Origin of the sequence: Nostoc sp. MS1 (assembly GCF_019976755.1) — a bacterium.
In the GTDB taxonomy this organism is placed as follows: domain Bacteria; phylum Cyanobacteriota; class Cyanobacteriia; order Cyanobacteriales; family Nostocaceae; genus Trichormus.
The window spans coordinates 894,046-908,650 of sequence record NZ_AP023441.1 but is presented as its reverse complement, the minus strand read 5'-3'; the positions used below and the strand labels follow the sequence as shown (position 1 = coordinate 908,650).

The 14,605-nt window shown below is 40.9% G+C and carries 12 protein-coding genes; 8 read left to right on the top strand and 4 right to left on the bottom strand.

The window, feature by feature from the left end:
- The first annotated feature begins 140 nt into the window (after positions 1–140).
- Positions 141–473, top strand: coding sequence for a hypothetical protein (locus NSMS1_RS03910; RefSeq protein WP_224091273.1), 333 nt, complete (start codon positions 141–143; stop codon positions 471–473).
- Positions 474–531: 58 nt separating this feature from the next.
- On the opposite strand, the gene NSMS1_RS03905 is transcribed toward NSMS1_RS03910, so the two are convergent.
- The 3 genes from NSMS1_RS03905 to NSMS1_RS03895 all read right to left on the bottom strand — a co-directional run bounded on the left by NSMS1_RS03905 (position 532) and on the right by NSMS1_RS03895 (position 3,378).
- The gene (locus NSMS1_RS03905) at positions 532–855 is read right to left on the bottom strand and encodes a DUF2103 domain-containing protein (RefSeq protein ID WP_224091271.1); all 324 of its coding nucleotides are present in this window, start codon (positions 853–855) and stop codon (positions 532–534) included.
- Positions 856–860: 5 nt separating this feature from the next.
- Positions 861–1,187 carry an ATP-dependent Clp protease adapter ClpS gene (gene clpS / locus NSMS1_RS03900; RefSeq protein WP_224091269.1) on the bottom strand — a complete coding sequence of 109 codons (327 nt, stop codon included), beginning with the start codon at positions 1,185–1,187 and terminating at the stop codon, positions 861–863.
- A 163-nt stretch (positions 1,188–1,350) separates the two neighbouring features.
- Positions 1,351–3,378, bottom strand: a complete 2,028-nt coding sequence (locus NSMS1_RS03895; RefSeq protein WP_224091267.1) for an FAD-dependent oxidoreductase — start codon at positions 3,376–3,378, stop codon at positions 1,351–1,353.
- 159 nt (positions 3,379–3,537) lie between these two features.
- Between NSMS1_RS03895 and NSMS1_RS03890 the strand changes: the two genes are divergently transcribed.
- The 7 genes from NSMS1_RS03890 (at position 3,538) to NSMS1_RS03860 (ending at position 13,754) form a co-directional block, all read left to right on the top strand.
- Entirely contained in the window at positions 3,538–4,842 is a 1,305-nt protein-coding gene (locus NSMS1_RS03890) for a glutamate-5-semialdehyde dehydrogenase (RefSeq protein WP_224095071.1), read from the top strand.
- Positions 4,843–5,514: 672 nt separating this feature from the next.
- On the top strand, positions 5,515–6,555 hold the full coding sequence (locus NSMS1_RS03885) for a response regulator (protein ID WP_224091264.1): 1,041 nt from the start codon (positions 5,515–5,517) through the stop codon (positions 6,553–6,555).
- A gap of 12 nt (positions 6,556–6,567) precedes the next feature.
- Entirely contained in the window at positions 6,568–6,954 is a 387-nt protein-coding gene (locus NSMS1_RS03880; RefSeq protein ID WP_224095069.1) for a response regulator transcription factor, read from the top strand.
- Between the two features lie 16 nt (positions 6,955–6,970).
- A complete protein-coding gene (locus tag NSMS1_RS03875; protein WP_224091262.1) occupies positions 6,971–7,468 on the top strand; it encodes a chemotaxis protein CheW in 498 nt (165 codons plus the stop codon).
- Positions 7,469–7,523: 55 nt separating this feature from the next.
- Positions 7,524–9,782, top strand: a complete 2,259-nt coding sequence (locus NSMS1_RS03870; RefSeq protein WP_224091260.1) for a methyl-accepting chemotaxis protein — start codon at positions 7,524–7,526, stop codon at positions 9,780–9,782.
- Positions 9,783–9,886: 104 nt separating this feature from the next.
- Positions 9,887–12,805, top strand: coding sequence for a hybrid sensor histidine kinase/response regulator (locus tag NSMS1_RS03865; RefSeq protein WP_224091259.1), 2,919 nt, complete (start codon positions 9,887–9,889; stop codon positions 12,803–12,805).
- 115 nt (positions 12,806–12,920) lie between these two features.
- A complete protein-coding gene (locus NSMS1_RS03860) occupies positions 12,921–13,754 on the top strand; it encodes a class I SAM-dependent methyltransferase (RefSeq protein WP_224091258.1) in 834 nt (277 codons plus the stop codon).
- A 158-nt stretch (positions 13,755–13,912) separates the two neighbouring features.
- Here the strand turns inward: NSMS1_RS03860 and NSMS1_RS03855 are convergent, their stop codons facing one another.
- Positions 13,913–14,575, bottom strand: coding sequence for a Uma2 family endonuclease (locus NSMS1_RS03855; RefSeq protein ID WP_224095067.1), 663 nt, complete (start codon positions 14,573–14,575; stop codon positions 13,913–13,915).
- Positions 14,576–14,605 lie beyond the last annotated feature (30 nt).

Sequence of the window (14,605 nt, the reverse complement as noted above, 5' to 3'; positions counted from 1 at the left end):
TTTTACAAAATCAAAGCAAAGATATTGATCGTTGCATTTGTTAACAAAAAGCATAGCTTTATATTGCAGTTTGTTACTATTTCGTGTCGACTGAAGGAATATTCCTTTAGACTGAATCTCAATGGCAAAATTTAGGATAAATGCAGATGCACGAAGTTAATTTTTTGTGTCATGGGTCTGTGGTTGCTGTGTCCTTTGTAGCTTCGATTCTGGGCTTGATGCTCCTGTGGGATCGCAAGGGTACAAAGGATGATGAACGAGAAGAAACAGAGAAGATTTTATTTAGAATGAGCTTTAGTTATTGGCTCGTTTATTGTGTGGCGTTTGGTTTGGAGAAGATGGTCTTTCCTAACTACGAACCAATGATGATGACACTGAAAATAACTACAGCATTGTCATACTTTTTAACTTTTTCTTGTATATTGAGCTTGCCGCTACATAGATTTGCAGTCAGACAAGAAGTTCAAGATTAGTCATCAGTCATTAGTTATGAGTAATTTTGGACTATGGACTTTAGAGCTAAGTTAGGAACTAAACTCTGCCACAGGCGATCGCAATCATTTCTTCAAGTGTATCCTGAGAAAGAGGTGTTAAGATAAACACCTCTTGCACCGTTTTACCTTGTCTAGCAATTACTTTATAACCACCACGAATAGGTACAGATATACGTAACTGCATTTTTGGGGAATGGCCTTTCACCCTACCAATAACCCCTGGTGTAATGGTTTGAATACCATCTTGTTGACACAGGCGTTCTAAAATTGGGATCAGGCCAGGTATATGGGTAGAATGATTCCAAACTAATCTACCATCTTTGCGAGAAGCGGATTTACGGTTGTCGGCAGGTTTACCCATGATAATTAAGCCGCCTCTAAGGGAGCCATTGTCAGGCCTGCCCTACGCAATTGTTGATGATACAATTCTGCTGGTTCTTGTGGCCCTACCCAAACGATCGCTTGTCCCTCAAAATGTACTTGATTAGTGAGATCCCAAGCTAAATCACCAGTCATACCAGGAATATATTTCATCAAACACTCAGCAACGTGTTGAAAAGTATTAAAGTCATCATTTAACACAATTACCTTGTAATTAGGATAAGGCTTTTGGACAGTTTGATTAGACCGTTCGGGGGCTATGGTTGGCGCTGTACTCATAGCGTAAACAGCTATCGAAAGTTTTGTAACCATAGAACAGTTAACCAGAGAGATTTTACAAAACTACACTACAACTAAATAGTTTAGTCTATTGTTAGTGGTCATTAGTCATTAGTCATTAGTCAACAGGCAGAATAAGAAATACTTACTCAGCACGCGCTAAACGCGCCGCTACCGCTAACAGCACTCCCCACTTCTACCGCCAATCTTCCCAATTCTCGTTAAAGATGGAAGTATCAGGGAAGGCTGTGGGGTTGCCGTTTTTTTCTAGAAGGCGTTTGAGGGCTTGGAGTTGGGGTTCGGGTTTGGGTAAGTCGTCTACTAATTGGTAGGGTGCGACTCCATTTTTGAGAGAAAAAGCCGCTACAGTTCCCGCAGCCGCGCCAGCAGACCATTCAAAGGAGTGGACTCTGTAAGCCGCCGCAGCGATGTGGCTGGTGGCGATACTTTTACCACCTACTATTAAATTATCAATTTTTTGGGGAATCATCGCCCGTAGCGCTATTTGGAAGGGATAGGCTTGTCCTGCACCGCGTCTTTCTCCAGGGCGTTCTCTATTACCGGGTGCTTCTGGTGGGCTTTTCTCCATGCAGGGGTGAAAGTCTATTGCATAGTGACCAATGCCTATAGCATCGGGGAAAATGGTAGAGCGAGTACGGCGCATGGCTTTATCTGGGGAAACTTGCCCAGAAATAACTGATGTTGCTTCTAAACCTGCTAATGCGGCTCTTAAGCGACGATACATATCGGCGGGTAGGGTTTTACGGTAGTATTCGTCGTTGTAGTTGCGGCGAGAAATATCAATTTCCCAAATGCTAAAGCCTGTGGGTTGTCCCCAACTAGGGCGGCCGATGATGCGCCTACCTTCGCGCATATAAGGGTATTTTGATAAGCCATGCACTGTTCCCATTGGGGAGTCTAACCCTGAGACAAAGCGGTTATTTGTTTGAGGACGCTTTACGCCTTCCCCTAATTGGGAGTCGGTGGTTCCCTGTACTAACCAGTAATAGAAGGAATAGGCTTTTTCTTCAGCTTTGCGGAGGCTTTCGGTTCGCAGTCCTCCCATCCAACCACCTGGTTTTAACTGTCCAGTACCTTGTAGTTGTTGGCGCGTATAAATTAGATTATCTTGGGCTGTACCTGGGCGATAGTCGTTACCCCATGTCCAGTTCTGCATAGAAATATCCCCAGGTGTGGGGGCGGTATATTTCACACCGTTGAAAGTAACTTGTTGTCCTTTATCGACATCCCAGATGCGGCGGTAGGTGAAAACTAAGCCAAAATCTGCTAACCTTGGTAGTTCATAGCTGAAATAGGGTGAATATTGCAGATAATAGGGGGGCATTTTCTGCGGCTGCGGTTCCTTAGTAGCCTCCATTGCAAAGGTGTAAGTAAACCCTTGAGTACAATAGGGGTCATTTTTGGTACTGGAAGAAGAAGGTTCCAGATAGGAACGGGCATCAATGCCTAAGCGGTAGGGAACATCAGCCAGGGCAATTATTTCGCCTGTTTCGCTGGTATCAACTACATACCATTTCGGGGCATTGCCCTTAGTTTGTTGGGGAACTAGGCGGATAATAGTTTTGGTAAACCGGGATGAGTTGCTGTAGTGATAAGCGTCTTCAATTGTTTGTGATAAGGGTAGGGTGTTAATGGGGGGTGCGCCTTTGGCTGGTTGATGTTGAATGGCGATCGCGCTATTAATTAACTTACCCTGAGAAATTTCCAAATCCTTAATTACCGTGTTTGGGAACCATTCCAGTTTCCCCTTACCCCGCTTCTCTGCATCCCTCAGCATTTGCACCATAATTGTATGGGCATCACGGGGTAAAAAACAGGACTCACTCACCCAACAGTCTCCGGGGTTGAGTTCACCATATTTTTTTTGAATCCGGTTACGCAGTTCCAAATAACCGCGAGAATAGAATTTACGTTGACTTTGCGTCGGGCGTTCATCTAAAGCTGAGGTTCCCTGAGAAGAAATTTGCCCTCCCAACCAGTCGGTAATTTCCGTCAAGCATACCCTTCTCCCTGCGAGTAAACCCTCGTAGGCTGTGGCGACACCAGAAAGTCCACCACCGACAACTAAAATGTCACAGCTTACTGTTTTATCTGGGGTTCTTGGTGGTGCAGCGACAATGGTAGCAGGTATGAGGTAGCCGGAGACTAAGCTGAGACTGATGAGTGATGTGTAGAGAAAGGCTACTTGATGTCTGCGCTTCATGATGTGAGGACTCTTTCTACGGTTCCACTTGTTGACGTTACCATTTAACAAAGGTTCTGTACAAGTTTGTCAGTTGTCAATTAAAAGTCGACAGTTGTCAGTTGACTGTGGACTGTTGACTATGGACTAATAACTAATAACTAATGACTAATGACTAATATGACTACTTTACAAGCTGCATCTTCCCTGAATGAAATTGCCCAGAAAACTCGTCAGGCTGCGAGTTTGTTGGCGATGTTGTCTACTGAGGCGAAAAATAGTGCGATCGCGGCTGTGGCTTCTGCTTTAGAATCGGCTAAGGATGAGATATTACAGGCAAATATTGCTGATTGTGAAGCGGCGACGGCTCTTGGTATTGCTAAACCACTATATAAGCGGTTGCAATTGGATGAACATAAATTAAGAGATGCGATCGCTGGGGTGCGGGATGTCGGTAAACTAGCAGATCCAGTGGGACAAGTGCAAATTCAGCGCGAACTGGATACTGGGTTAGTTCTCAAACGGATAACTTGTCCTTTGGGTGTGTTGGGGATTATTTTTGAAGCGCGTCCCGAAGCCGCCATCCAAATTATCTCCTTGGCTATTAAGTCTGGGAATGGCGTAATTCTCAAATGTGGGAAGGAAGCTGTGCGTTCCTGTGAGGCCATAGTCAAAGCTGTCAAACAAGGGTTATCTACAACAGATGTTAACCCTGATGTGGTGCAGTTACTCACAACTAGGGAAGAAACCTTAGAACTTTTGCGCCTAGATAAATATGTAGACTTAATTATTCCCAGAGGTTCCAATTCCTTTGTGCGGTTCGTGCAGGAAAATACTCGTATTCCTGTACTTGGTCACGCCGACGGTATTTGTCATATATATATAGATAAGGCTGCCGATTTAGAGAAAGCAGTTGCCGTGACTGTTGATGCTAAAGTACAGTATCCAGCTGCTTGTAATGCCATTGAAACTTTACTCGTACATGAATCAATTGCCGCACAATTCTTACCACAAGTCGCCCAGGCATTGGCACAACGTCAGGTAGAATCGCGGGGCGATGAGCGTACCTTAGAAATATTACCTGATATTGCCGCAGCCACAGCCCTAGACTGGGAAACAGAGTACAGCGATTTTATCTTGTCAATTAAGATTGTAGACTCATTAACGGATGCGATCGCTCATATCAATCAATACGGTTCCCGCCATACCGATGCCATTATCACCGAAGATCATGCAGCCGTCGCCACCTTCTTTGGCTTAGTCAACTCAGCCGGAGTCTTCCACAACTGTTCTACTCGCTTCGCCGATGGTTTCCGCTACGGTTTTGGTGCAGAAGTAGGCATTAGTACTCAACAAATGCCCCCCCGTGGCCCCGTAGGTTTAGAAGGACTAGTCACATATAAATATCAAATGACAGGCGCAGGACACATCGTCGCCACCTACACAGGCGCAGAGGCTAAACCATTTACTCATAAGGATTTTTAGAGTAAGGGGAGATGGGGGAGACAAGGAAGAATATATAAAACTGTTAGGGGAAAAGGAACAAAACCTTTCCCCTTTCTCTTTTCTATGGACTATGGACTGTTGACTGTTGACTGTTGACTAATGACCTATGACCAATGACTAAATAACTTTTCCAACTTTATGAATAATATGTCAAAAATTGGGAACTATATGGACAATTGCACTAGCAACAGTGGAGGTAATTGTCATAGCTGAGTTATCACAATTTGCGTAGTCATACTTAACAAAAAAGCAAAATCTGACTAGATTAAGTTAACTGATTTTCTTTTAAGTGGAAACACGGATAAGAATTAAGTTAAATTCTGTTAGATTAACATTGTTAATTTAGTTTTTATGAATTAAAAATTACTCAGAGAAATATTACTTTTTTGCAACTTTACCCTTTTTTGATTGAATCTCCCAAAAGGTATATCACTCTCAGTAAAAAAGTAAAGAAATCAATTAAAACTTATACCCTATAGAGGATTGAATTATTACCAAATATTGCCTCTGTCTGTGGTTTGCCGCAAATCCTGATTGATAAATTTATATTTTAATTAAGTGCTTAGTTAAGTGAATAACGATAGGACTTGTGGTAAAGCTTCGGTATCAACCCAGTTGACACGTTCAGAATTTATCTAAAGTAAAAGCAAAATGGGTACATCTTCTATCAATAACTACAAGTTAAATCATAAACTACATCCCCTATCTCTTTTGGCTCAACTCACCAGCCGCCATGCTACAGGCTGCTTACGTGTATTTACAGATACCACATCTTGGTCAATTAATTTAGATGGGGGTAAGCTTACCTATGCTTCTTACTCAGATAAGCTGTTTGAACGTTTGGATAACCAACTGCGGCGCTTAAGTCAAAAAATCCCTACTCTCAATAGCGCCACTCGTATTCAAATGCGGTTGATGTTTGAACCTAAAAGTGAAAATCAATCTATAATCTATGCAGATTATCAAGCCATTTGCTGGTTAGTTGAGCAAAATCATATTACATCTAAACAAGCAGCCGTCCTTATAGAAGAATTAGCAAAAGAAGTTATCGAAACTTTTCTACTCATCAAAGAGGGAAGTTATGAATTTTTTCCTGATGTGACTTGGGAAGAACTCCCCAAATTCTGTCATTTAGATTTGCGTTTAATAGTTGAACATTGTCAAAAGCAACTCCGAAATCGTCATCGGACTCCAGCTATTAATACAGGTGGTGGTTCGCAAGTTCTACCATCAACTAGACCTGTATCACCGCCTGTATCTCAAAACAATCATCAAGAAGTAAAAGACAATTCTCAACAAACAACACCGCCATCTTTAGTTAGAAAAACCTTATATACTATTGCTTGTATTGATGATAGTCTCACCGTCTTAAATTCCATCAAAAGCTTTTTGGATGAGAATGTATTTACAGTTGTCACTATTAATGATCCAGTTAAAGCTTTAATGCAAATTCTGCGGAGTAAACCAGACTTAATTTTACTCGATGTGGAAATGCCAAATTTAGATGGTTATGAGTTATGTTCTCTTTTGCGGAGACATTCAGCATTTAAAAATACACCTATTATTATGGTGACGGGAAGAACGGGATTTATAGATAGGGCTAAAGCCAAAATGGTCAGGTCTTCAGGATATTTAACTAAGCCTTTTGATCAGTCAGAATTACTGAAAATGGTATTTAAACATATTGGGTAAAGAGGTTTAATGATGAGTATTACAATGGTTGGCAAAATCTTGATTGTTGAAGACTCACCTAGTGAATTAGAACTGATGAGTCGTTATTTACAAGATAGTGGTTATAACGTTATTAAAGCTGCTGGTGCAAAAGAAGCAATGGAGAAGGCTTTATTAGAAAATCCTGATGCCATTGTTACTGATGTCGTGATGCCAGGAATGAGTGGATTTGAATTATGCCGTTCCTTGAAAAAACACCCACAAACAGAGAAATTGCCAATAGTAATTTGCAGCTCTAAAAATTTAGAAATAGACCGTTTGTGGGCGATGAAACAAGGGGCTGATGCTTATATTACAAAACCATATACTCAGGAAAACTTGTTGCGTACTATTAAATCAGTTGTAATTCGTAATTCGTAATTAATAATGGAGATAAATGGATAATTCTCAAACTGTATTGACTACTCAGTCACCTCAAAATAAATCAAAAGATGGTTATCTTAAATTCTACTTAAATCAACAAACTGCCGCTATTTTAGCGATGAATCATACCCAAGAGGCAGTGATTATTCCTGTAGAATCTATTACGGCAATGCCAAGTATGCCTGCTTGTGTCTTAGGTTTGATGAATTGGCGTAGTCGGATAATTTGGACAGTTGATTTACCAAAAATGCTCAATCTGGAGTCTTTAGAAAACAGATTACATCAATATAGTGTGATTGTAATTAAAGTTGAATCTATGCTCTTGGGTTTAGTAGTACAAGAGATTAAAGGCATAATTAAATTTATGCCTGAAGATATTCGTTCACCTATTGGGCAAGTGGCATCTAGTTTAGTTCCTTATTTACGTGGTTGTGTTACCCAACAGGAAGAAACTCTACTCGTATTAGATGCTCAAGCGATTGTAAATTCTTCTGTAATTGTTGGCAATTAAAATCATTTCTAAAGTATTTTGTTGTTCTCATTAACTCGTTGGTAAAACTGCAATTATGATTAATAAAACTGACATAGCTAAAGGTGGTGATGCTCAAAAGAAAGCATCATTGATTTCTACCGTAAAATCTACCGATGGTATAGGACAGATTTCTAGTAAATTAAATCAACTTGTTAATTATAAAAATTGGCTATTTTATTACCAAAGCTTGAGCCTAAAAACAAAAGCTGTAATTTTAGCGATCGCCCTCGGTACACTCCCCATTTTAACCGTCGGCGCGATCGCCTATAATCTCCTCAACAAATCAATTACTCAACAAATCACCAAAACCCAGCAAACAGCAGCGATTAAATTAACAGACACAGCTAATCGCTTCATGTTGGAACGTTATGCAGATATTCAATTTATCTCCCAACTTCCATTTTTTACTAATACTCAACTGAGTAATAAGACAAGTAAAGAAGAAAAACAAGCTGTCCTCGATAGTCTTGTGCAAACTTACCAAAATTACGAAAGTATTGCGGTATTCGATACTAAAGGGGAAGTGATAGCCCAGTCTACAGGCGAGATTTTATATAATCAAAAAGACCAAAGCTATTTTCAAGAGATTCTGCAAAAAGAAACTCCACTCATTCAACAAGTAGATATATCAAGTATTTACATAGCCGTACCAGTTAAAGATAGTATTAACAATCAAATTGTGGCTGTAGTACTAGCCAAAATGCCCATTAAATCCTTAGAAACAGTGATGCAAAACTACACTGTTAACGGGAATACATATAGTTTGCTGGATAACTCAGGCACAATTTTTCTCAGTCCTGAAAAAGAACTTATAGGTAAAGAAGCCAAAGCCAATTATCCCAAATTAGCCACACGCTTAGATGGCAAACAAGTTGCTAGTTTCGTCACGGTTCCTAAAACTAATCAAAAACAAGTATTACTAAGTTACGTACCCCCGCAAAATTTAGCAGGACTACCTAACTTAAACTGGCAAGTATTAATGACTGCCGATGCAGATGTGCTATTCCAATCACAAACACAACTGCTGTGGACAATTCTTTTAGGTACAGGAGTAACAGCTTGTGGAGTAGGTGCGATCGCAGCTTGGTTGGCACAGCGTACCACACAACCCCTATTAGATGCGACCTCTGCCTTAGCAAAACTCGGTCAAGGGGAATTTACTACTCGTGTAGAAATTAATCGGGAAGATGAATTAGGTACATTGGCAACAAATATTAATCAAGTCGGCGAACATTTACAAATTGTCTCCAAACACCGAGGTTTTGTAGTTACCAACCCTGACCACGAATGGCAACCCCAAGACGCTTTACAATTACAACTCTTAGAACTCCTCAGTAACGTTGAAGGCGTAGCCAAAGGTGACTTAACAGTTCGCGCCGATGTCACAGCCGGGGAAATTGGTACAGTCGCCGACTTCTTCAACTCCATAGTCGAAAACCTCCGCGATATCGTTACCCAAGTTAAACAAGCCGCAGGTCAATTAAATACTGCCATTGGTTCCAACGAAGGCGCAATACGCCAACTCGCAGAAGAAGCCCTCACCCAAGCCGCCGAAATCAACCGCACCTTAGACGCAGTTGATAAAATGACCCACTCCATGCAGGCTGTAGCCGACAGCGCCCAACAAGCCGCTACAGTCGCCAACCATGCAGCTATCACCGCTACCAAGAGTGGACAAGCAATGGACTTGACTGTACAAAACATCTTGTCTTTGCGGGAAACCGTCGGTGAAACCGCCAAGAAAGTCAAACGCCTGGGAGAATCTTCCCAACAAATTTCCCGCGTCGTCTCCATCATCAATCAAATCGCCACCCAAACCAACCTCCTTGCCATCAACGCCGGTATTGAAGCCGCCCGTGCTGGGGAAGATGGCGAAGGCTTTGGTGTAGTAGCTGAAGAAATCGGTGAACTAGCTGCCAGAAGCGCCATAGCTACCCAAGAAATCGAGCAAATTGTCGAGAACATTCAACGGGAAACCAGCGAAGTAGTTAAGGCGATGGAAGTAGGAACTACCCAAGTTGTAGAAGGGACAATAATTGTCGAAGAAGCCAAACAAAGCCTGAGTCAAATATTAGATGTATCCCGCCAAATCGACTCATTAATCCAATCAATTTCCACCGCCACCGTATCCCAAGTAGAAACATCACAAACCGTCAGCCGACTCATGCAGGATATCTCTTCTGTCTCCAAACGCAGCAGCGACTCCTCCCGCCTAGTAGCCCAATCTCTTAAACAAACTGTAGAAATTTCTCATCAGCTACAAAAAGCTGTTGGTACTTTTAAAGTGAGTTAATAGTCCATAGTCCATAGTCCATAGTCCATAGTCCATAGTCAAAAGACTGTTGACTAATAACCAATGACCAATGACCAATGACCAATGACCAATGACTAACCACCATGTCAAAAGATAAAGAATTAGAAATCCAGATGCAATTTCTGGAAGAAGCCACAGATTACATTAATACTCTAGAAGGGGTATTGCTGGAAATCGATACAAGTCACCGCATTGACTTAGAGAAAATGAACGCTGCGTTGCGTGCCGCCCACTCAATTAAAGGTGGGGCAGCAATGATGGGATTTCGCGCTTTGAGTGATTTATCCCATCGTTTGGAAGACGCTTTTAAAGTTTTAAAAACTCGCAAAAACTCTCTAGAAATTGATACCCAATTACAGAGTTTATTACTTTCTGCTGTTGATTGGTTGCGGCAAATTGTGGAGTTATTAGGAGAAGGTAATGCTGTAGAAGAAGATTGGTTAACTACATTTTGTCACCCAGTCTTCGATGAATTGCGCGATCGCCTGGGTGAGCCTAGCCCTGAAGATGCTGCTACTATGCTATCACCAGAGGAGGGACAAGACATTGTACCTCTGTTGTTTGAAACCGAGGTGGAAGGCTGTTTGCAGCGTCTAGAGTCGGTTTTGGCAGACAAAGACCAACCTTGTTTACAAGAAGAAGTTGCCATCATGGCGGCTGAATTGGGTGGGTTGGGGGAAATGTTGCAATTAACAGCATTTACCCAACTTTGTGAATCCATCAAATATCATATAGAAAATGCTAACGGCAACATTACAGAAATTGCCCAGTTAGCTTTACAAACATGGAGGCGATCGCAAGCTCTGGTTTTAACAAATCAACGCGATAGTTTACCGACAAAGCTTCAGTTTGGTGAAGTGGTTAATCTTCCTGTACCTACTTTATCCCTACCACCACAGGAGATAGAAGAAACACCAGAAATATTTATTGAAAATGAATTAATTGCTGAAGATTTCACAGCCATAGACCAAGAAATTAATCATGATTTAGCTATTATAGAATTTCCCGATTTTCTGACGGAATTTGCTAAAGAAAATACCATAACAGATTATACATTAACTAATAACAAAGACCGGGAATATCAAGAAAATACAGTCCGAGTTCCCAGTAAGCAATTAGAGCAAATCAACGATTTATTTGGTGAGTTAATTATCCAACGTAATGGACTCAACTCCCAAATAGAAAAATTGCGGAAACTGGTGCGGAACTTAAATCAACGAGTGCAGACACTTGAGCGAGAAAATCAAGAATTACGCACAATTAATGAAAGAAAAATCAGCAAAACTTTGGTAAATGCTCATAGTGGTGGAGAGTACCCCAAAGAGAGCGAATTTGATGCCTTGGAGATGGATCGGTATAATGAGTTGAATTTGCGATCGCAAACCCTCACAGAAACCATCGTCCAAGTCCAAGAAGTCACCACAGATATTCAACTTGGTCTTGACGACACAGATCATGTCGCTCGTAAACTTAATAAAACATCAAAACAATTACAAACCAAGCTCAATCATATCCGTATGCGCCCCATGTCGGATTTAGTTGAGCGTTTTCCTAGAGCCATCCGCGACTTAAATGTAGAATATGGCAAAAGTGTACAATTAAAAATTACAGGTGGTAACACCTTAATTGAACGCAGCATTTTAGAAGCATTAAATGAGCCTTTAATGCACCTCTTAAGGAATGCTTTTGATCATGGTATCGAAGAACCAGCCACCCGTCAGGCATTAGGCAAACCAGAACAAGGCTTAATCGAAATTACCGCCACTCACCGCAGTAATCGTACCATTATTACCATGCGTGATGACGGTCGCGGCATTGCTTTAGACAAAATTCGCACCCGCGCCCAAGCAATGGGGATAGATGCAACTCTACTCACTAACGCTACTGACGAAGAACTGCTATCACTGATTTTTGAACCAGGGTTCAGCACCTCAGAAAAAGTTACATCTTTGTCTGGGCGTGGTGTGGGGATGGATGTAGTTCGTAATAACCTCAAACTGGTGCGTGGCGACATCACAGTTGATACTGAACCAGGAGTAGGAACAACCTTTACCCTATCAGTACCCTTTACCTTATCCATCGCCAGAGTTTTGTTAGTAGAAACTAACAAAATGCTGTTAGCATTTCCTACCGACGTAGTTACAGAACTCTTCATACTACAAAACGAGCAAGTTTTCCCAATGGCTGGTAACGAAGTCCTCAATTGGCAAGGAAGCATGTTACCCCTAATTCGCTTGAGTCGCCACCTAGAATTTAACTGTCCCCGCTACGATAGCCCCGAACTAGAAACACCTCCAGCCATTAACGCCCACAGCGTCCTCATAGTTAAAGGTAATAATCAACCTGTAGCCATCTTAGTAGACCGTTGTTGGGGTGAACAAGAAGTAGCTATCCGTCAAGTGGAGGGCAATATTCCCTTACCCCAAGGCTTTAATAACTGCACCATTTTAGGTGATGGTCGAGTTGTAGCATTAGTTAATATCAACGAACTGCTGTATAAAGTTGCCACAAATCAACGCCCTGCCAAAAATCATCAATCATCAGCCACCTTAAAAACACCATTCCTCTTTTTTGATAGTGCCAAACTACCACAACCTCCTACTTCCAACAAAGGCACAATTTTAATCATTGATGACTCAATTAATGTCCGTCGTTTCCTAGCATTAACCTTAGAAAAAGGAGGGTATCAGGTAGAACAAGCCAAAGATGGCGAAGATGCTTGGGAGAAATTAGAACATGGTTTGAAAGTACAAGCTGTAATTTGTGATATTGAAATGCCACGTCTTGATGGTTATGGCTTTTTAGACCGGATAAATTCTCACTTTGATACTAAAAAAATTCCAGTTGCAATGCTGACTTCTCGCAGTAGTAATAAACATCGACAACTGGCGATGCAGTTAGGTGCTAGGGCTTATTTTTCTAAACCTTATAACGAGCAAGAATTACTCGGTACGTTGGAGGAAATTATTTCTAATGTGGTAGTAACAGCAACTTCTAATTGATTACTCTGTGACTTTGTGTCTTTGTGTCTCTGTGGTAAAAAATCATTTATTCAACCACAGAGATATATAAGAATGTGGTACAAGTTAATAACCACTAATCATTTGCCACAAAACTATGGCTCAAGAACTTGACTTGACCCAATATAAGCAAGAAATTGCTGAACTATATAGCCGCAGAAGCAAAACTTATGATGAGGGTGATTGGCATCCTAAAATTGCTCATCGTTTAGTAGAACTTGCTCAAATTAAGCCAGGACAAGAAGTATTAGATATTTGTACTGGTACTGGTATGGTTGCCATAGAAGCTGCACAAATTATTGGTTCTCAAGGTCGAGTTGTTGGCGTAGACATTTCTTCAGGTATGCTTGAGCAGGCAAATAGTAAAATAGATGCTTTAGGTTTAACTAATATTGAATTTCTACTAGCAGATGCAGAAGCTTTGGCGTTTCCAGCTAATAGTTTTGATGTTATCTTGTGTTCCTCAGCTTTGATTTGGATGTCAGACATTCCCTCTGCATTACGCCTCTGGTATAAATTACTTAAACCTGGTGGAATTATAGGCTTTCACGCATTTTCTGAGACTGCTTTTGTGGAGGGAGTTATTTTGCAGAAAGTTGCGGAAAAATATGGTGTTTCACTAGCATTTAGTAAACCTACAGGCACAGTAGAAAAATGCCATGATTTATTAGCAAAAGCTGGGTTTGAGGCAATTGAAATTAAATCTGAACAAGATGGTGGTTATATTAGCCTAGAACAAGCAAAAAGTATGTGGGCTGGAAGTTCACGCCCTGCACCAGGACAATTTCCTAATCCCCTACAGCAACTCTCATCTGAGGAATTAGAGCAAGTTAAAACTCAATTTGAAGTTGAGTTAGAAGCTTTAGTCACAGAGCAAGGTATTTGGAATGATCTTACTATCTTTTATACCTTTGGTCGTAAGGCAGTATAGTTAGGGATTGGTAAACAGGGGAAGAAGACTTTGTTTAGGACAGTTAGCAATCGCTTCTACACAAACGAAATCCTTGATTTGTAAGTTAGCTTGGGCAGACTTTGCTTGTATAGTTGTAATTTCTAATATTTCTTATTCACTTTCATCATTTAACCAAATTAAAGTTGATTTGGGTCAATTCCTTGCTGTTGTAATTTGGCTAATAAACCTTGTAATTGTTCTTCCGGGGTTTGGTATCTGTTGCCATTTTCGTCATACCAAAATAGCCATTCTCTTGTTCTTCCTTGATAAGTTGCCTGTTCGCGTCCAATACCTAAACCAATTTCAGGCATCCAAATTTTATCCCCTGGTTGTAAGATGTATTTACCTTCAATTAAACGATAAACTTCTAAACGTTGACGCTTACGCCGTAGTCGCGTTGGTGCATAAATGACATAATACAAAATGCCTAATTCAGCATAATCAATTTTTTTCTGTTCATATTCACCGTTATAAGTTTGAGAAACCACTTCCAAAGCTAAAATTGGTGGGATACTATCTTCTTCCCAAAAAACATAGCTAGAACGTCCATTTTCACCTACGAAACGTTCTACACCCAAACTTAAAAATCCATCTGGAACTATAGCAGGTTTTAATGGTGAATAATAAACTCCCATGTTGATACCAAAAAACCAGTCATCACGGTTTTGCCAAATCGCAGCTAAGATGGCTAACAATAAATTAGGAATTAATATTTGCAGTTCGTTATCCACAGGAGTATCATCAGAATCTGGCAATTCCGCCGATGAAGGTAGGCATTCTAAGGGATTGTAGTTATACATATCATTTTGGCGGTTGACTGTTAACGGTTG